At 69.6% G+C, this 15,673-nt stretch carries 17 protein-coding genes and 2 pseudogenes; 9 read left to right on the top strand and 10 right to left on the bottom strand.

The genetic code is table 11. The annotated features are described in order from the left end of the window. Nucleotides 1-108: pseudogene (locus tag AC5DRG_RS47060) on the top strand (ABC transporter ATP-binding protein); the annotation flags it as partial. 134 nt (nt 109-242) lie between these two features. On the opposite strand, the gene AC5DRG_RS47055 reads toward AC5DRG_RS47060, so the two are convergent. The 3 genes and pseudogenes from AC5DRG_RS47055 to AC5DRG_RS47045 form a co-directional block, all read right to left on the bottom strand. Then, on the bottom strand, nt 243-833 hold the full coding sequence (locus AC5DRG_RS47055) for a hypothetical protein (RefSeq protein WP_491806445.1): 591 nt from the start codon (nt 831-833) through the stop codon (nt 243-245). A 107-nt stretch (nt 834-940) separates the two neighbouring features. After that, nucleotides 941-1,225: pseudogene (locus AC5DRG_RS47050) on the bottom strand (ABC transporter permease); the annotation flags it as partial. 101 nt (nt 1,226-1,326) lie between these two features. After that, nucleotides 1,327-1,896, bottom strand: a complete 570-nt coding sequence (locus AC5DRG_RS47045) for a TetR/AcrR family transcriptional regulator (RefSeq protein WP_491806444.1) — start codon at nt 1,894-1,896, stop codon at nt 1,327-1,329. 140 nt (nt 1,897-2,036) lie between these two features. Between AC5DRG_RS47045 and AC5DRG_RS47040 the strand changes: the two genes are divergently transcribed. Further along, on the top strand, nt 2,037-2,894 hold the full coding sequence (locus AC5DRG_RS47040; RefSeq protein ID WP_491813349.1) for an AAA family ATPase: 858 nt from the start codon (nt 2,037-2,039) through the stop codon (nt 2,892-2,894). Next, nucleotides 2,891-4,249, top strand: a complete 1,359-nt coding sequence (locus AC5DRG_RS47035) for a VWA domain-containing protein (protein WP_491806443.1) — start codon at nt 2,891-2,893, stop codon at nt 4,247-4,249. Before AC5DRG_RS47040 ends, AC5DRG_RS47035 begins: the two co-directional genes overlap by 4 nt. Nucleotides 4,250-4,256: 7 nt before the next feature. On the opposite strand, the gene AC5DRG_RS47030 is transcribed toward AC5DRG_RS47035, so the two are convergent. Continuing rightward, nucleotides 4,257-4,958, bottom strand: a complete 702-nt coding sequence (locus AC5DRG_RS47030) for an SDR family oxidoreductase (protein WP_491806442.1) — start codon at nt 4,956-4,958, stop codon at nt 4,257-4,259. Nucleotides 4,959-5,127: 169 nt separating this feature from the next. On the opposite strand from AC5DRG_RS47030, the gene AC5DRG_RS47025 reads away from it, so the two are divergent. Beyond that, nucleotides 5,128-6,102, top strand: a complete 975-nt coding sequence (locus AC5DRG_RS47025) for an NAD(P)-dependent alcohol dehydrogenase (protein WP_491806441.1) — start codon at nt 5,128-5,130, stop codon at nt 6,100-6,102. An 84-nt stretch (nt 6,103-6,186) separates the two neighbouring features. Here the strand turns inward: AC5DRG_RS47025 and AC5DRG_RS47020 are convergent, their stop codons facing one another. The 3 genes from AC5DRG_RS47020 to AC5DRG_RS47010 form a co-directional block, all read right to left on the bottom strand. Then, nucleotides 6,187-6,549, bottom strand: a complete 363-nt coding sequence (locus AC5DRG_RS47020; protein ID WP_491806440.1) for a cupin domain-containing protein — start codon at nt 6,547-6,549, stop codon at nt 6,187-6,189. 150 nt (nt 6,550-6,699) lie between these two features. Then, nucleotides 6,700-7,677: a threo-3-hydroxy-L-aspartate ammonia-lyase gene (locus tag AC5DRG_RS47015; RefSeq protein ID WP_491806439.1), complete on the bottom strand. Its 978-nt coding sequence runs from the start codon at nt 7,675-7,677 to the stop codon at nt 6,700-6,702. Further along, the gene (locus AC5DRG_RS47010; protein WP_491806438.1) at nt 7,674-8,405 is read right to left on the bottom strand and encodes a helix-turn-helix transcriptional regulator; all 732 of its coding nucleotides are present in this window, start codon (nt 8,403-8,405) and stop codon (nt 7,674-7,676) included. The genes AC5DRG_RS47015 and AC5DRG_RS47010 overlap by 4 nt, the downstream gene beginning before the upstream one ends. 160 nt (nt 8,406-8,565) lie before the next feature. On the opposite strand from AC5DRG_RS47010, the gene AC5DRG_RS47005 reads away from it, so the two are divergent. Further along, entirely contained in the window at nt 8,566-9,801 is a 1,236-nt protein-coding gene (locus tag AC5DRG_RS47005; RefSeq protein ID WP_491806437.1) for a GDSL-type esterase/lipase family protein, read from the top strand. 15 nt (nt 9,802-9,816) lie between these two features. Here the strand turns inward: AC5DRG_RS47005 and AC5DRG_RS47000 are convergent, their stop codons facing one another. Further along, nucleotides 9,817-9,969: a hypothetical protein gene (locus AC5DRG_RS47000; RefSeq protein WP_491813400.1), complete on the bottom strand. Its 153-nt coding sequence runs from the start codon at nt 9,967-9,969 to the stop codon at nt 9,817-9,819. Between the two features lie 129 nt (nt 9,970-10,098). On the opposite strand from AC5DRG_RS47000, the gene AC5DRG_RS46995 reads away from it, so the two are divergent. Continuing rightward, entirely contained in the window at nt 10,099-11,553 is a 1,455-nt protein-coding gene (locus AC5DRG_RS46995; RefSeq protein WP_491806436.1) for a DUF1996 domain-containing protein, read from the top strand. Between the two features lie 108 nt (nt 11,554-11,661). Here AC5DRG_RS46995 and AC5DRG_RS46990 read toward each other — a convergent pair whose 3' ends face one another. Next, nucleotides 11,662-12,627, bottom strand: coding sequence for a pirin family protein (locus AC5DRG_RS46990; RefSeq protein WP_491806435.1), 966 nt, complete (start codon nt 12,625-12,627; stop codon nt 11,662-11,664). A 132-nt stretch (nt 12,628-12,759) separates the two neighbouring features. Between AC5DRG_RS46990 and AC5DRG_RS46985 the strand changes: the two genes are divergently transcribed. The 3 genes from AC5DRG_RS46985 to AC5DRG_RS46975 are packed head-to-tail and all read left to right on the top strand — an operon-like array spanning nt 12,760 to nt 14,086. Then, the gene (locus tag AC5DRG_RS46985; RefSeq protein ID WP_491806434.1) at nt 12,760-13,251 is read left to right on the top strand and encodes a MarR family winged helix-turn-helix transcriptional regulator; all 492 of its coding nucleotides are present in this window, start codon (nt 12,760-12,762) and stop codon (nt 13,249-13,251) included. Next, entirely contained in the window at nt 13,248-13,688 is a 441-nt protein-coding gene (locus AC5DRG_RS46980) for a MarR family winged helix-turn-helix transcriptional regulator (protein ID WP_491806433.1), read from the top strand. The genes AC5DRG_RS46985 and AC5DRG_RS46980 overlap by 4 nt, the downstream gene beginning before the upstream one ends. Before the next feature lie 50 nt (nt 13,689-13,738). After that, a complete protein-coding gene (locus tag AC5DRG_RS46975) occupies nt 13,739-14,086 on the top strand; it encodes a tetratricopeptide repeat protein (protein ID WP_491806432.1) in 348 nt (115 codons plus the stop codon). Between the two features lie 65 nt (nt 14,087-14,151). Here the strand turns inward: AC5DRG_RS46975 and AC5DRG_RS46970 are convergent, their stop codons facing one another. Next, complete coding sequence (locus AC5DRG_RS46970) at nt 14,152-15,579, bottom strand: PepSY-associated TM helix domain-containing protein (protein ID WP_491806431.1); 1,428 nt, start codon at nt 15,577-15,579, stop codon at nt 14,152-14,154. Nucleotides 15,580-15,673: the final 94 nt, after the last annotated feature.

The raw sequence follows: 15,673 nt of genomic DNA, 5'->3' as shown, positions 1-15,673 counted from the left end.
GTGATGATGGTGAACCGGCTGATCGAGCCGACGTCCGGCCGGATCTTCGTGAACGGCGAGGACATCGCCCGGGTCGACCCGGTGCGGCTGGGCCGCCGTATCGGGTATGCCCCTCACGCTTCCTCGGCGTGCTGACCCCGGCGAAGCTGCACGAGGCCCTGCGCCGGTCGGTGGACGCGCGCGGCGTGTCGCGCGACCAGGTGCCGTTCGACTCGGTGGCGGACGCCTGACGTTCCGCCGGATCAGCAGTACGTCATCGGGCAGCCGCGCCGGATCGAGTGCTGGGCCGCACGCAGATACATCGCCACGTAGAAGGCGGTGTCCAGGTCCTGGCTCCATGGTCCGGGCCGGACGGCGGCCGTTTCCTTCACGTCCCCGTCCAGGAACCACATCGTGAGGTCCAGGTTGTCGCTGGTCGCCGGTATCTCGTCGACCGGCAGGCGGATGGCCACCGCCAACTTCTCCGCGACCGCGAGCAGTTGGGGTGCTCCGACCACCGTGGTCGAGTCCGTGTACGCGGACTCGACGGGCAGCTCGATCGAGTCATCGAGCGAGAACGGCACCAGCAGAGACCAGTCGAGGAGAGTCTCGAATTCCTCCGGCGACAGATGCGTCCTGCACAGCGCGCTCAGTCCGTCCATCGAGGGGACCAGCTTCTCCTCGAAGCTCATCCCGGAGCCGCGGACAAGATCCGTCTCCTCTGGCACGGAGTCGTACGACGGCAGTCCGCGCCGCCCCAACTCCTCGTTCAACGCCGCCGCGAGATCTCCGTATCCGTCCTCGCCCTCAACGGACCAATCCTGCGCACCCACACTGACCAGATACATCCCCATGCCCACAACGTACCGAGCCCGACTGACAATCCCCCGGCCTCACTTCAACAGCCCCTTGTCCTCCAGATAGGTCCGAGCCACGTCCGACGCCAACCGGCGCCAGCTGCGAGCGTGGCCGAGAGGCCGTGCAGGGGCAGGAGCAGCGAGAACATGGCCAGGGACGGGATCGTGTAGAGGATCGTCGTGACGGCGAGGGCGGGTCCGGCCGCCCAGCCCCAGCGGCGGGCGACGATCGCCAGCGGGAGGGCGATGGCCAGACCGATGAGGGCCTAGACCACGGTCAGTTACAGATGATGGACGGCCGCGTCGAGGAGGATCTGGCGGCGGGTGCTCAGATACTCACCGCAGATCCACTCGTTGCGCGCGAGGCAGTCGTCCGGAGGCGCGGTCACCCGTCCATTGCATCGGGCTGAGCAGAGGGTCGGCTCGTTGTGGTGACCCGTACGGCGGTCCTGTTCGGCACCGTGGCGTGGCTCGCGGCGATCATCCCTCGCTACTTGACTCCGGCCGCGTCCAGCAGCGCTGTCACGGTCGCCGTCGTGAGCCCGTCCAGCGTCTCGACCTTGGCGCCGGCACGGGCGCTCGCGCCGTCGAAGACCAGCATCAGCTGGCGGGCGAGGAAGTCGGCATCGCGTGCGCCGCCGAGCTCGGCCTGCGCGCGGAAGGCCTCCTTCAGCCGCCGCTTGGCCTCTTGGGCGACCACGCTCGCCGGGTGCTCCGGGTCCTTCAGCTCGACCAGCGCGGCGAGAAAGGGGCAGCCCCGGTACTCGGGCTCGGTCGAGCTCCGCTCCAGCTGCCGGAAGACGTACAGGATGGCCTCGCGCGGCGTGTCGGCGTCGTCCGGGCCTGGAGTCAGCCGCGCCGCGTATCCGGGGGCGCGGCGCTCCAGGCTCGCCGCGAGGACCTCGTCCTTACTCGCGAACAACTGGTACATGGACCGCTTCGAGACGCCGGCCGTCCGGCACAGCGCCTCGACGCCGATGGAGACGCCGTCGCGGTAGAAGAGCTCGGCGGCCGCGTCGAGCAGCCGGTCTCTCGTGGACGCCTTGTCTGTCGTGGCCATGGAGTCGAGGTTACCGCGCCCCGGCAGGCGAGGAAACCGATCGGTCTACCGGCGGGGTCCTGGTTCGACCCGCGTGACACAGCTAATGAACAAGCGCTTAGATAGTGTCTCCGCACCCTGCCGAGCTGGAGGCCCCGTTGCTGTTCACATCCGTCGACGACGTCTCCGCACGCCTCGCCGCGACGGGCTATCTGGCGTCACCCGCGGTCGCCACGACCGTGTTCCTCGCCGACCGCCTCGGCAAGCCGCTCCTCGTGGAGGGCCCCGCCGGCGTAGGCAAGACGGAACTCGCCAAGGCCGTCGCCCAGGTCGCCGACGCGCGGCTCATACGCCTGCAGTGCTACGAAGGCGTCGACGAGTCCCGGGCGCTGTACGAGTGGAACCACGCCAAACAGCTGCTGCGCATCAGCGCGGGACGCGACGAGACGTGGGACGAGACGCGCACGGACATCTTCAGCGAGGAGTTCCTGCTCCCGCGCCCGCTGCTGACGGCCATCCGCGGGGACGACCCGAAGGTGCTCCTGATCGACGAGACCGACAAGGCGGACGTCGAGGTGGAGGGCCTGCTGCTCGAAGTGCTCTCCGACTTCCAGGTCACCGTCCCGGAGTTGGGTACGGTCGCGGCGAGGCGCCGCCCCTTCGTCGTCCTCACCTCGAACGCGAGCCGTGAACTGTCCGAGGCCCTCCGCCGCCGCTGCCTCTTCCTGCACATCGGCTTCCCGGACGAGGAGTTGGAGCGCCGGATCGTACGGCTGAAGGTGCCGGAACTCGGCGCGGCGCTGACCGAGTCCGTGGTCCGGGTGGTCGGTGCGCTGCGGGAGATGGATCTGCGGAAGGTGCCGTCGGTCGCCGAGACCATCGACTGGGCGCGCACCCTGCTCGCGCTCGGCGCGGACACGCTGGACGAGACGGTCGTACGGGACAGTCTGGGCGTGGTCCTCAAGCATCAGGACGATGTCCTCAAGGCGGCGGCCAAGCTCGATCTGGACGCCCTGTGACGACGCCGACGGGTGTCGCTGAGCGACTGACGGGGCTGGTCGGGGCGTTGCGCGGGCACGGCGTGCGGATCGGGACCGGGGAGACCGTGGACGCGGCCCAGGCGATGGCGGCCCTCGGGCTGGCCGACCGCGAGCTGCTGCGGGAGGGGCTGGCGGCGACGCTGCTGCACAGTACGGGTCAACGGGTGGTGTTCGACCCGGTCTTCGACCTGTACTTTCCCCGCGGGGTCGGGGCGCCCGAGGGGGATCCGGCGGACCGGGACGACTTGCGCGACCGGCTGGCCGCCGCGCTCGCCGCCAACGACGCCGCGTTGATGGCCCGGTTGGCGGTGGAGGCGGTCGACGGGTTCGGCGGATACGGTTCCTCGCCGGCGTCGGACGGCTGGTCGTCGTATCAGACGCTGGACCGGATTCGCCCGCAGACGTTGCTGGCCCGTGTCCGGGCCGAAGTCCGGGCGCGGGACGGGGAGTCGGGCTTCGCGGACCGGCTCCTGGACGACGAGATCCGGCAGCGCATCGAGGCGTTCCGGCGGCTGGTCGCCACGGAGGCGCGGCGCCGGGTCGCCGAGCGGCGCGGCACCGAGGAGATCGCCCGGCGGGCGGTGGGCCCGAGCGCCGACCGGGTCGACTTCCTGTTCGCGGGACGGGAGCAACTGGCCGAGCTGCGCAGGACGGTTCAGCCGCTCGCCCGGAAGCTCGCCACCCGGCTGGCGGCGCGTCGGCGCCGGGCCTCGCGCGGCACGATCGATCTGCGGCGGACCCTGCGCGGCTCGCTGTCGACGGGCGGGGTGCCGATGCGTCCCGTGCTGCGCCGACGCCGCCCGGTCCGGCCCGAACTGGTGCTGCTGTGCGATGTGTCGGGCTCGGTGTCCGGCTTCTCCGACTTCACGATGCTGTTGGTGCAGGCGCTGCACGACCAGTTCAGCAAGGTGCGGGTGTTCGCCTTCGTCAACCGGATCGACGAGGTGACGGGGCTGTTGGTGCACGGCGCGGCCGACGCGGCGGGGCTCGGCGCCCGTATCCAGGCGGAGGCCAAGCTCACCGGGTGGCACGGCAGCAGCGACTACGGCGTTCCGCTGGGCGAGTTCGCGGAGCGGTACGGCGACGCGGTCGGCCCGCGCACGACGGTGTTCGTCCTCGGGGACGCCCGGACGAACATGAGCGACCCGAACCTGATGGCCGTCCGGCACATCGCCGAACGGGCCCGCCGCGTCTACTGGTTGAACCCCGAGCAGCGCTCCCGGTGGGGCACCGGCGACTCGGCCGCGCCCGACTACGCCGAACTCGTGGAGATGCACGAGTGCCGCAACGTCCAGCAGCTGAGCACCCTGATCGCCAAGCTGCTGCCGGTCTAGGGCGATCCTAGGACGCCAACTGCGGGTACAGCGCCGACAGATCGGCGGACAGCCCCGCCTTGACCTGGCGGGTCAGGTCGTCGGCCAGGACCTCGAAGGCGCCCGCCTCGATTCCGTCCAGGGCCTGCGTCGCCACAGCCTCGGGTGTGGACTTGGGCGCGTCGATCTTCGCGGCCATGTCCGTGTCGACGTAGCCGACATGGAGTCCGGTGACCTCGATTCCGCGCGGCTTCAGGTCGAGGCGCAGGGAGTTGGTCTGGGACCAGAAGGCCGCCTTGGAGGCGCTGTAGGAGCCGGCGAGGCCGACCCAGGACAGCACCGAGTGGACGTTGAGGATGTGGCCGCCGCCGTTGCGCTCGATGACCGGAACGAAGGCGCGGGTGACCAGGAGCGGGCCGTAGAAGTTGGTCTCGAACTCACGCCGGACGTCGTCGACGGGCGAGTCCAGGAAGTTCGCGTTCACGGACGCGCCCGCGTTGTTGATCAGGAGGGTGACGTCCTGGGCCTGCTCGGCGGCGGCCGCGACGGACGCGGGGTCACTCACTTCCAGGGCCAGCGGCACCGCGTCGGGGTGCGTGACGGTCCGCGGGTCGCGGGCGGTGGCGTACACCTTCTTCGCGCCCCGCTCGTACAGGGCCGTCACCAGCGCCCGGCCGATGCCGCGACTGCCGCCGGTGACCAGGGCGACGGAACCTTCGATGGTGGTCATGGGAGTCTCCAGGAGCAGAGAGGAAACCGATCGGTTTACCGGTCGGCCCCTGCAGCGTAAACCGATCGGTTTCCCGAGGCAAGGGCAACCCTTAGGGCACCCCTAGGGTCTGTCCCCGATTCCCGTCCGGAGGGCGCTCCCCTACGCTCGAAATGACGGAGGGGATCCGATGAAGGCTGTCGTTCAGGACCGGTACGGCTCGGCGGACGTACTGGAGATCAGGGAAGTCGACAAGCCCGTGCCCGCGGAGAACGAGGTGCTCGTGCGAGTGCACGCGGCGGCGGTCAACGCCTACGACTGGCATTTCATGCACGGCGATCCGTACTTCGCGCGCCTGTCGATGGGGCTCAACGGGCCGAAGATGAGGATCCGTGGCCGGGACTTCGCCGGCCGGGTGGAAGCCGTCGGCAGCGGCGTCAAGGAACTCCACCCCGGCGACGAGGTGTTCGGCGAAGCGGACGGCTCGTTCGCGGAGTACGTGTGCGCCGCCACCCACGAGGTGGCCCCGAAACCTGCCGGCCTCAGCTTCGAGCAGGCGGCCGCGATGCCGCTGGCGGGGAACACCGCTCTCATAGGTCTGCGCGACGTCGCCGACGTCAAGGCCGGCCAACGGATTCTGATCAACGGCGCGTCGGGCGGCGTCGGCACGTTCGCCGTACAGATAGCCAAGGCGTACGGCCTGGAAGTCACCGGTGTGTGCCGGACGAGGAACGTGGACCTGGTCCGGTCGCTCGGCGCGGACCACGTCGTCGACTACACCGAGGAGGACTTCACCCGGAGCCGACAGCGCTACGACGTCGTACTCGACCTTGTGGGGAACCACTCGCTCGCCGCGTTCCGACGCGTGCTGACGCCCACCGGAACACTCGTGCTGTCCGGCGGGGGCCTGTACGAGGGTGGCAGCGTGTTCGGGCCGATGGGCCTCCTCATCAAGGGGCGACTGCTGGCCCCTCTCGTCCGGCACCGGGTGGCCTGGCTCCCCGCGAAGGCCGACAAGGAAAACTTCAAGGTACTGTGCGAGTTGGCCGAGTCCGGGAAGGTCACCCCGGTCATCGACCGTACCTACCCGCTCGCCGAGGCACCCGAGGCGATCCGGTACCTGGTGGTGGAACACGCGCGAGCCAAGGTGGTCATCACCGTGTGAGGTACGCCCGCAGCGGTCGCGCAACTACGCGTACGACAACGGCCGTCCGCACCCAAACGGTGACGGACGACCGTGCGCGCCCGACTACTCCTTCGCCTTCGCGTACTCCTGGGCCATGGCTCCCGCGAAGTCGTAGACGACGACCTGTTCGTCGCCCACGACCCATGCGTCGTGTCCGGGCGGGCAGACGAAGACGTCGCCGGGTCCGACCTCACCCTCGCCGCCGTCGTCCATGCGGATGTGCATCCGCCCCCGGACCACGTAGCCGTTGTGGTGGATCTCGCAGCTCTTCGTACCCGCGATCGGGGCCACGGACTCGGACCAGCGCCAGCCGGGCTCGAAGGTGCCCACGGCGAAGTCGAGTCCGCTGAGGTGGACGGCTTCGAGGTGACCGCGGGGGAAATCGCGCCGCTCGTCCGGCTTGTCGACAGGCTTTATCTCCAGCATGACGGCTTCCTCCCTTCCGGCCGTGCTCCGCACGGCCAGGGCCGGTCTCCATATGTCGGCAGCCACGAGCGGCCCCGGCGGCGGCCAGGCCCCACCTCTTCATCGTCCGCCTGTCCACCCGGGGGCGCCAATCGGGGGACAGTGTCGCTCTCAGGCGCCGTCTCCGCAGAGCTGGGCGAACCGGTCGGCGTCGATGTTGCCGCCGGAGACGATCACGCCGATGCGGCCCGGGAGGCGGCCCGCACGCCCAGCGAGCAGTGCGGCGAGCGGTGTGGCGCCGCTGGGCTCGACGACAATCTTCAGCCGCTCGAAGGCGAACCGCATCGCCTCGCGGATCTCGTCGTCGGTGACCAGGGCGATGTCGTCGACCAGTCGCTGGTTGAGGGAGAAGGTGAGTTCGCCGGGGATGTTCAGGGCCTGCCCGTCGGCGATGGTGCGCGGCACGGGGACGGAGATCCGCCTCCCGGCCTCCAGCGACCGCTTGGTGTCGTCCCCCGCCTCGGGCTCGACGCCGATCACGCGGACGGCCGGATACAGCCCCTTCGCGGCCGTGGCACTGCCGGCGATCAGCCCACCCCCACCGACCGGGGTGATGAGCGCGTCCAACTCTCCGACTTCCTCGACGAGTTCGAGGGCGGCGGTGCCCTGTCCGGCGATGACGTGGGGGTGTTCGTAGGGCGGGATGAGCGCGAGCCCCCGTTCGGCGGCGAGAGCCTCCGTGATGGCGACCCGGTCGCCGGTGTAGCGGTCGTAGGTGACGATCTCGGCGCCGTATCCGGCGGTGGCGTCCCGCTTCGAGCGCGGGGCGTCCTCGGGCATGACGATGACCGCGGTGGTGCCGAGTTCCCGGGCGGCCAGGGCGACGGCCTGCGCGTGGTTGCCCGAGGAGTAGGCGGCGATGCCCCGGGCCAGTTGCTCCGGGGTCAGCCGGGAGGCCGCGTTGTAGGCGCCGCGGAACTTGAAGGCGCCGATCCGCTGGAAGTTCTCGCACTTGAGGAAGACCTCGGCGCCGACCAGCGCGTCGAGGGTCCGCGAGCGCAGCACCGGGGTGCGGTGGGCCACGCCCTTGATCCGCCGGGCGGCGTCGCGGACGTCGTCCAGGGTGACCGGCGGGGTGGTGGTCGTCATGCGTGCCCTCCATGGGAGACGGTGCCGGGGTTGGTGTCGGGATCGGTGTCGGTGTCGGACTTCGGTTCGGAGGCGGCTCGGGCCTGGGAGAGGTAGCTGTAGGCCGAGGCACGGGAGATACCGAGGCGGGCGGCGACCTGTTCGATCGCCCGGCGTACGGCGAAGACCCCGCGCTCGTCGAGGCCGCGGAAAAGCGCGATGCGCTCGGTCCGGTCGAGCTCCGCCCAGGCCCGGTTCTGCCGGAGTTGGTGGGCGTCGAGGATGGCGTCGACGACCGAGTCGATGTCATTGCCGAAGGTCGTGACCGGAGCCGCCCCACCGATCCCGCCGATCCCCGCGATCTCGCCGAGCAGCGCGTGGGCCTGGTTGACCGCGGTGACGTCCAGATTGACGCAGAGCGCACCGAACACCGCGCCCGAGGAGTCCCGCAACACCATCGTGGACGACTTGACCAGCCTGCCGCCCCGCGTCCGCGTGACGTAGTTCAACTCGTCCCCCGCCTCGTCGCCCCGCGCGAGCATCCGCATCCCGATCTCACTCATCGCCCCGCCCACCTCCCGCCCGGTCACGGAACCGGCGATCGCGACAACTGACTGTTCCGGCCGCCGGTAGTCGTGCAGGACGACCTCACAGACCGGCCCGAAGGTCGCGACGATTCCGTCGATGACGGGCGCGAGCGCGGTAAAGATCGCGTCCTGCTCCGCGTCAAGGGTCGGTTTGGCCACCATCGGACACTCCCAGTCTCTCGCCCCCGACCACAGAGAATAGACCATCAGTCCAATGCTTGTACTGAGAGTCCAATGACCGAACAAGCCGAGCCACTCGGAACGAAGCCCATGGGCCGGAAATTCACGTGCGGATCAGGAATCCGGTTGACAGGCTGGGATAATGAGCGACCAGCACGACGACACCCCCGGCACCTCCCCCGCTGCCCAGCCGGCGGAGTGGACAACCACCCCCATCACCGCGGAACTCCTGCGCGGCGCCCTGGACTTGGAGCGCACCGAGCATGGGCTGCTGCCGCACCGGCTGCCCGCCAGGGCCCGCGCCCAGTGCTCCGACGGGCAGTTGGCCATGGCGGAGGCCCAACCCTCGGGTGTGCGGCTGGCGTTCCGTACCCGGGCCACCGTGATCGAGCTGGACACTCTTCCCACCAAGACGGCCTATGTGGGCGCCCCGCCGCGTCCCGACGGCGTGTACGACCTGCTCGTCGACGGCAGCCTGGCCGGCCAGGCCATTGCGAGCGGCGGCAACGTACTGACCATCGACATGGCCACCGGCTCCGCCGAGACGCGGCCAGGCCCGGTCGGCACCATCCGGTTCCCGGATCTGCCCGGTCGGATGAAGGACGTCGAGATCTGGCTGCCGTACAACGAGATCACCCAGCTGGTCGCCCTGCGCACCGACGCCCCCGTCGAGGGTGCGCCGCGCGGGGACCGCAAGGTGTGGCTGCATCACGGCAGTTCGATCAGTCACGGTTCCAACGCCGCGAGTGGCAGCACGACTTGGCCCGCGCTCGCCGCCTCCCTCGGTGGCGTCGAACTGATCAACCTGGGCCTGGGCGGCAGTGCTCTGCTCGACCCGTTCACGGCACGCGCCCTGCGCGACACCGCCGCCGACCTGATCAGCGTCAAGCTCGGCATCAACGTGGTCAACACCGATGTGATGCGGCTGCGCGCCTTCACCCCGGCCGTCCACGGCTTCCTCGACACCATCCGCGAGGGACACCCCACCACGCCACTGCTGGTCGTCTCCCCCATCCTGTGTCCCATCCACGAGGACACACCCGGCCCCAGCGTCGCGGACTTCAGCAAACTCAGCGAAGGAAAGCTGGAGTTCCGGGCGGCGGGCGACCCCGCCGACCGCGCCGCCGGGAAGCTCACGCTCAACGTCATCCGGGACGAGCTCTCCCGCATCGTGAAGCAGCGAGTGGCCGAAGACCCCCACCTGTACTACCTCGACGGCCGCGACATCTACGGCGACGCGGACTTCGCCGAGCTACCCCTCCCCGACCAGCTCCACCCGGACGCCGCCACCCACCGCCGCATGGGCGAACGCTTCGCCGGGCTAGCCTTCCACGCCGACGGCCCGTTCGCCAACGCAAGGGCCCAGCGTCGCGCCTGAGTCGCCCGCACCCAGTCAGCGAACCCTTCCCCGCGGCTTCAGCGGCACCGGCGGCAGTTCCGGCGCCGGCAGCGGAGCGCCGTCGTACCCCTTGACCTCGCCGAAGCGCGATGCGAGCCGGTCGAAGGCGGCGTCGATCTCGTCGGCCCGGATTGGGCGCTCATGCACTGTTTACGGATGGAGGAACCTACGAATCTGAGAATCCGCTGAGTATTCGGCGCTCACATCCGTATCTGAGGACGCGCTTGACCCATGCCGGAAGTCCTGCCGGCTCCGGCGATGTCCTTGAGAGGCCTGATGAGACGCAACACGCGAAAGAGATCGACGACTGCCCGCCGGGCGGTAGGCGCGGCGGCCGCACTGGCCATCGGGGCCGGTGGACTGGTGGCGGTCAACATCTACGCCTCGGCCGACGAAACCGGTGCGTCGAAGGGCCCTGCCCAGAACCAGGTGCTCGCGGCCGGCACGTCCACCATCGACTGCCCCGACGTCGGCCAGCAGTTGACATCCGTGCCCGCCCAGGCGAAGGCCCAGGTCGACAAGGAACTGGCACTCCTCGACAAGCAGATCTCCGAGGCATACCAGCGCCTTTCCACCTCCCAGCAGGCGATCGCACAGGACCCCAACTTCGCCCAGAACGCGATCGTGGGTCCGCTGAAGGACAAGCGGAAGGCGACGATCGACCGGATCGCCACCGCCATCGGCCGTGTGGCAGCCAAGCCGCAGGGCCTTGACGCCTTGGCGGCCTGCACGCTCAAAGCCACCGGCAACCAGCCCACCGCCGGCCAGCCCACCGCCAGCCCGAGTGGCAACAACACCAATGCCGGCACGACCGGCAATGGGCCCGTCGCCACCGACTTCGTGGACATCACCAAGGTGAAGTCCAATGTGAGCACGCCGGCCAAGTCGGCGAAGGCTTCGAGGGGTGTCTTCGTCACCAAGTGCGGGGTGAACGCCAACAAGTTGTACAACAGCGACAACGTCATCGTCGCGCCGGGTGTCACCAACGGCGCACACCACGTGCACGATTACGTCGGCAACCAGGACAACGACGCCTTCTCCAGCGACCAGGACTTCGCCAAGGCCGGGACCAGCTGCAGGAACAAGGGCGACAAGTCGTCCTACTACTGGCCGGTGCTGCGCCTTCAGGACGGCACCACGGAGTTCGACGCCGACAAGCTGGGCGGCGGCGCCGAGGGCAACACGGGCCGGATTCTGACGGCCAAGCAGGCCACCTTGAACTTCGTGGGCAGCCCCCGCGGCAAGGTGGTGGCGATGCCCAAGTTCCTGCGCATCATCACCGGTGATGCCAAAGCCTTCGTCAACGGCACAGCCAACGCCAACGCCTCCTGGAGCTGCACCGGCTTCGAGAACAAGGTGCAGCTGAAGGACAAGTACCCCCTCTGCCCGTCAGGCAGCGACGTGGTGCGCACCTTCAAGTTCCAGAGCTGCTGGGACGGCACGAACATCGACAGCGCCAACCACCGTACACACGTGGCCTTCGCTGACGCGACCGGCAACTGCCCGACCGGCTTCAAGGCCATTCCGCAGTTGGTGCAGCGTCTGGTGTACGACGTGGACGCGCCCAGTATCAAGGACAACGGCAAGACCCGTCCGTTCTTCGCGTTGGACGGCTTCCCCGAACAGCAGCACAAGCCGGTCACCGACCACGGCGACTTCATCAACATCTTCGACGCGAAGCTGATGAACAAGGCGGTCCAGTGCATCAACACCGGACGTAAGTGCAGCTGAGTCCGATTACCGAGAGGTGGGCGTCGTGCTGACGACGCCCACCTCCGCCACGGAGACGGGCGGCCTGACTCTCCGTCCCCGGCGACCCCATCGGCACATCTCAGCCGGTCAGCGAACCCTTCCCCGCGGCTTCAGCGGCACCGGCGGCAGTTCCGGCGCCGGCAGCGGAGCACCGTCGTAGCCCTTGACCTCGCCGAAGCGCGAACCGGTCATCCAGTCCGCACGGGCCTGCTCGATCTCCTCCTGGGTGCGGCCGATCCAGTTCCAGAACATGATGACCTCCTCCTCGAACGGCTCACCGCCCAGGAGCATCAGCCCGGCGTCGGACTCGGCACGCAGGGGCAGTTCGGTGCGGCCGCAGCCGAGGTAGAGCATCGAGCCGGGCAGCACCGGCACGCCGTCGACGTGCGCCTCGCCGGACATGGACAGCACGGCGTACTCGAAGTCCGGGTCCAGCGGCAGGCGTACGTCCGTGCCGCGGGCGAGGGCCAGGTCGGCGCCGACGATCGGGGTGTACGTCGTACCGGGCGAGGTCGCGCCGTCGAGGTCGCCGAGGATGAGGGTGGCCTTGAGACCCGGTGACGTGACGACCGGCAGCTCGGCGTGGTGCTCGAAGAGCGGCGAGGTGTGGCGGTGGGCGTCGGGGAGGGCGACCCACAACTGCGCGCCGTGCAGGAGGCGGGCGTGCGGCTTGGGGCTCTCCTCCGAGTGGCTGATCGCCCGGCCCGAGGTCATGAGGCCCAGCTCGCGCGGGCGGATGGTCTGGAGGCTGCCGGTCGAGTCGCGGTGCAGGACCTCACCCTCGTGCAGCCAGCTCACCGTCTGCAGCCCCATGTGCGGATGGGGTGGCACCTGCATCCCGGGCTCGTCGGCGATGTCGTCGGGGCCGTAGTGATCGACGAAGCACCAGGCACCGACCATGCGGCGGCCCAGGTTGGGCAGCAGTCGGCGGACTTCGGTGGACTCACCGAGCTTGACCCGGCGAGGGCTGAGGAGTTCGCGCACGGGCTCCGCCACCACGAAGCCACGACCGCCGCAGAGGGAAGGAACCGCCTCGCGATCAAGATTGCTCATGGCGCCCAACCTAGTCCCGCGGGCGACGTCGCGTCATTCCATTGTCCTGCCGGCCCCTCCGTCGCCACGCCCCTCCGCAAGGTCCGCGGAAAATAGTAGCCATGTACATAGTAGCCATGTACAGTATCCCTCATGAGTACGACTCCTGAGGGCGCGACGCCCGGTTTCCTGGTCTGGCGCCTGTCCATGAAGTGGCGCGTGGCGGTCGACCGCGCGGTCGCACCGTTGGGACTGACCCATGCGCAGTACGCGCTGGTGGCGTCGCTGTACGGCATGCAGCGCTCCGGACTGCGGCCCAGCCAGCGCCGCCTCGCCGACCACACCGGGCTCGAAGCGCTCTACGTGTCGAAGCTCGCCCGCGCCCTGGAGTCCGCCGGCCTGCTGGAGCGCACCCGGGACCCGCAGGATCCGCGCGCCGTCCAGCTGGCACTCACCGAGCAGGGCCAGGACGTCGTCCGGCGGGCGATCAAGGTCGTCCAGGGACTCCTGGACCAGCTGCTGGAGCCGCTCGGCGGCCTCGGCAGCCCGCGTGCACGGGAGTTCACCCGCGATCTGTCGACTCTGCTCGACGCACCTCTTGATCCGTTCAGTCAGAACAGTGAGCACGAGAAGGAGCAGTCATGACCACCACCGCACCCAAGCTCAACTCCCGCGACCTGGGCCTGGCCCACTACGCCGCACGCGCGGTCCTCGAACGCGTCCTGGCCCGCTACGGCATCAAGTTCCAGCAGATGGTCACCCTCAGGCTCGTCGCCGTCGCCGAGGCCCCGGTCGACCGGGCCGCGCTCGTCGGCGAGGTCGTCGACGCGCTGAAGGCCGACGAGACGGACGTACAGGCGACCGTCGAGGAGCTGACCGGCAAGGGGCTTCTGGAGGCCGAGGCAACACAGGTCCGGATCACGGACTCCGGACGGAAGCTGTACGCCGAGGCCAGCGCGGAGTCGGGCGAGATCTCCGCCCGGGTCTGGGGTGGAATCCCCGAGGAGGACCTCGCCACCGCCGGCCGAGTGCTGGCCCTGGTCACCTCGCGGGCCAACGCGGAGCTGACCGCGCTGAAGTAGTGGAATGTTTAACGACCTCGGGGAGTTGCAGGCGCCGAAGGAGGTCACTCGTGGACACGACGTACTACGACCACGGAACGCCGACGGAGCGCTGGGAGCGCGCGCGGCTGTTCTTCGACGCCAAGGACTACGCCGCCGCGGCGCGCGTGCTGGGCGGGCTGGTTGAGGAGGTGCCGGAGCAGACCGGACCGCGGCTGCTGCTGGCGCGCGCCTACTACCACTCGGCCCAACTGCGGCGCGCCGAGACCGAGTTGCGTGTCATCGTGGAGCGCGACCCGGTGGAGCACTACGCCCGGCTGATGCTGGGGCGCACGCTGGAGCGGCAGGGGCGGCAGGAGGAGGCCGCGCCTCACCTGCGGCTGGCCTCGGCGCTCGCGGGTGACTTCGAACAGCTCTGAGAGACAACTCGAGAAGCAACTGGGGTCCGGTTCCCTCGCGGAACCGGACCCCAGTCACATCCGGGTCAGGAAGCCGCCTTCTCCCCCGCCTTGTCCTCCGCCTTCTCCCCCGGCTTCGCCTTCCGATGGGCGATCTCCCCCAGGACGACGTCCACGACGATGAAGACGGCCAGCGGAATGCCGAGCAGCGGGACGAAGTAGCCGAGTACGGCGATCGCCGCCATCAGCGGGACGAGGATCTGCGGCGGCACCTGCTGCCAGGCGCCACGTGGGATCGACCGGCCGAAGGCGGAGCCGCGGCCTCGCAGCCACCACATCCGGTATCCCCACACGATCAGCAGGATCAGCGAGAGCGCGAGCAGCATCAGGGCGATCTGGTTGACCAGTCCGAAGAGAACGCCGGTGTGCAGATCGATGCCCCAGCGGGTCAGTTTGGCCAGCACCGGATAGTCGGCGAACCGGAGCACGTCGAGGACCTCGCCGGTGGCCGGGTCGACGGAGACCGAGTCCTGCTTCTCGGGCCAGCTGCGCTGTACCTGCTTCACGACGTACGCGGATGACGCGTCGGCGGGCGGGACGATCTCGACAGGATTGCCGAGCCCTTCGGCCCGCGCGGCGGCGAGGATCTTGTCGAGACCGACGCCTTCCTCGGTCGCCGTGTCGCCGCCGGTGGCCGTGGCGCCGTGGCCCGTGTGCTCGCCGCCCGCCGTCGTCGAGATCGACGGGGTGGCCTGGCCGAGCGAGGTCCGCAGTTCGTCGATGTTCGCCCCGGCGTAAGCCGACCAGGTCAGTCCGGTCGCCGACAGGAAGAAGAACCCGGCGGCGGTCCACACGCCCACGGTGCCGTGCAGGCCCAGCGTGCGGCGCCGCCCACTGGTGCCACGCACCTTCCGCAGGGCACGGCGCCGCGAGAACCACAGCACCACGCCACCGCCGGCGATCACCCACAGCCAGCTCGCGGCGAGTTCGCTGTAGAGCCTGCCGTTCTCACCGAGGTGCAGATCGCGATGGAGTTCGTCGATCCAGGTGCGCAGGGGCAGCGCGCCGGTCGAACCGTACTGTTCGAGGGCTCCGCGCACCTTCCCGGTGTACGGGTCGACGAAGACGGCCAGGGTGTGCGTCTCGCCGACGCCCTTGACGCCGGTGAGCATCACCCTGGTGGTCGCGTCGGCCTCCGGGGCGGGACGTACGGCCGCGACGGTGCCCTCGGGGTGGGCCTTGCGGGCCGCGGCCACCTGCTCGGAGATCGGCAGCTCGGTGTCGCCGACGGGGACGGTCAGCTCATGGGCGTACACGATCTTCTCGGCCTGGAACGCGGCGGCGTACAGGAATCCGGTGGTGGCGGCGACGAGGAGGAAGGGGGCGACGAGCAGCCCGGCGTAGAAGTGCAGGCGGAGGACCAGCGGGCGGAGCGGCGCCCATGCGCTGGGGGTGCGGGCCGGGGCGGCGGGTTGCGGGGCCTCGTCCGTGGTGGTCGAGGGAGCGATGGACATCGGCTGGCTTCTCCGTGGGCAGGGGACGGGGGCCTTCCGGCCGTGGTGCTCCAGTAGTCGGGGCGCGGGGTGCCGAGTTCCCGGGAGTTGAAGT

The organism is Streptomyces sp. JLBG701 (assembly GCF_058544905.1).
The sequence above is the reverse complement of the archived record's forward strand: the minus strand, read 5'-3'. Positions and strand labels throughout refer to the sequence as shown.

What these genes read in the sequence shown, in the direction of transcription:
- AC5DRG_RS47025 (WP_491806441.1), top strand. Translation starts at nt 5,128, where the DNA reads ATGAAGGCTGTCGTTCAGGACCGGTACGGCTCGGCGGACGTACTGGAG.
- AC5DRG_RS47005 (WP_491806437.1), top strand. Translation starts at nt 8,566, where the DNA reads ATGAGCGACCAGCACGACGACACCCCCGGCACCTCCCCCGCTGCCCAG.
- AC5DRG_RS47015 (WP_491806439.1), bottom strand. Translation starts at nt 7,677, where the DNA reads ATGACGACCACCACCCCGCCGGTCACCCTGGACGACGTCCGCGACGCC.
- AC5DRG_RS47020 (WP_491806440.1), bottom strand. Translation starts at nt 6,549, where the DNA reads ATGCTGGAGATAAAGCCTGTCGACAAGCCGGACGAGCGGCGCGATTTC.
- AC5DRG_RS46970 (WP_491806431.1), bottom strand. Translation starts at nt 15,579, where the DNA reads ATGTCCATCGCTCCCTCGACCACCACGGACGAGGCCCCGCAACCCGCC.
- AC5DRG_RS47010 (WP_491806438.1), bottom strand. Translation starts at nt 8,405, where the DNA reads ATGGTGGCCAAACCGACCCTTGACGCGGAGCAGGACGCGATCTTTACC.
- AC5DRG_RS47045 (WP_491806444.1), bottom strand. Translation starts at nt 1,896, where the DNA reads ATGGCCACGACAGACAAGGCGTCCACGAGAGACCGGCTGCTCGACGCG.
- AC5DRG_RS46990 (WP_491806435.1), bottom strand. Translation starts at nt 12,627, where the DNA reads ATGAGCAATCTTGATCGCGAGGCGGTTCCTTCCCTCTGCGGCGGTCGT.
- AC5DRG_RS46980 (WP_491806433.1), top strand. Translation starts at nt 13,248, where the DNA reads ATGACCACCACCGCACCCAAGCTCAACTCCCGCGACCTGGGCCTGGCC.
- AC5DRG_RS47055 (WP_491806445.1), bottom strand. Translation starts at nt 833, where the DNA reads ATGGGGATGTATCTGGTCAGTGTGGGTGCGCAGGATTGGTCCGTTGAG.
- AC5DRG_RS46985 (WP_491806434.1), top strand. Translation starts at nt 12,760, where the DNA reads ATGAGTACGACTCCTGAGGGCGCGACGCCCGGTTTCCTGGTCTGGCGC.
- AC5DRG_RS46995 (WP_491806436.1), top strand. Translation starts at nt 10,099, where the DNA reads ATGAGACGCAACACGCGAAAGAGATCGACGACTGCCCGCCGGGCGGTA.
- AC5DRG_RS47030 (WP_491806442.1), bottom strand. Translation starts at nt 4,958, where the DNA reads ATGACCACCATCGAAGGTTCCGTCGCCCTGGTCACCGGCGGCAGTCGC.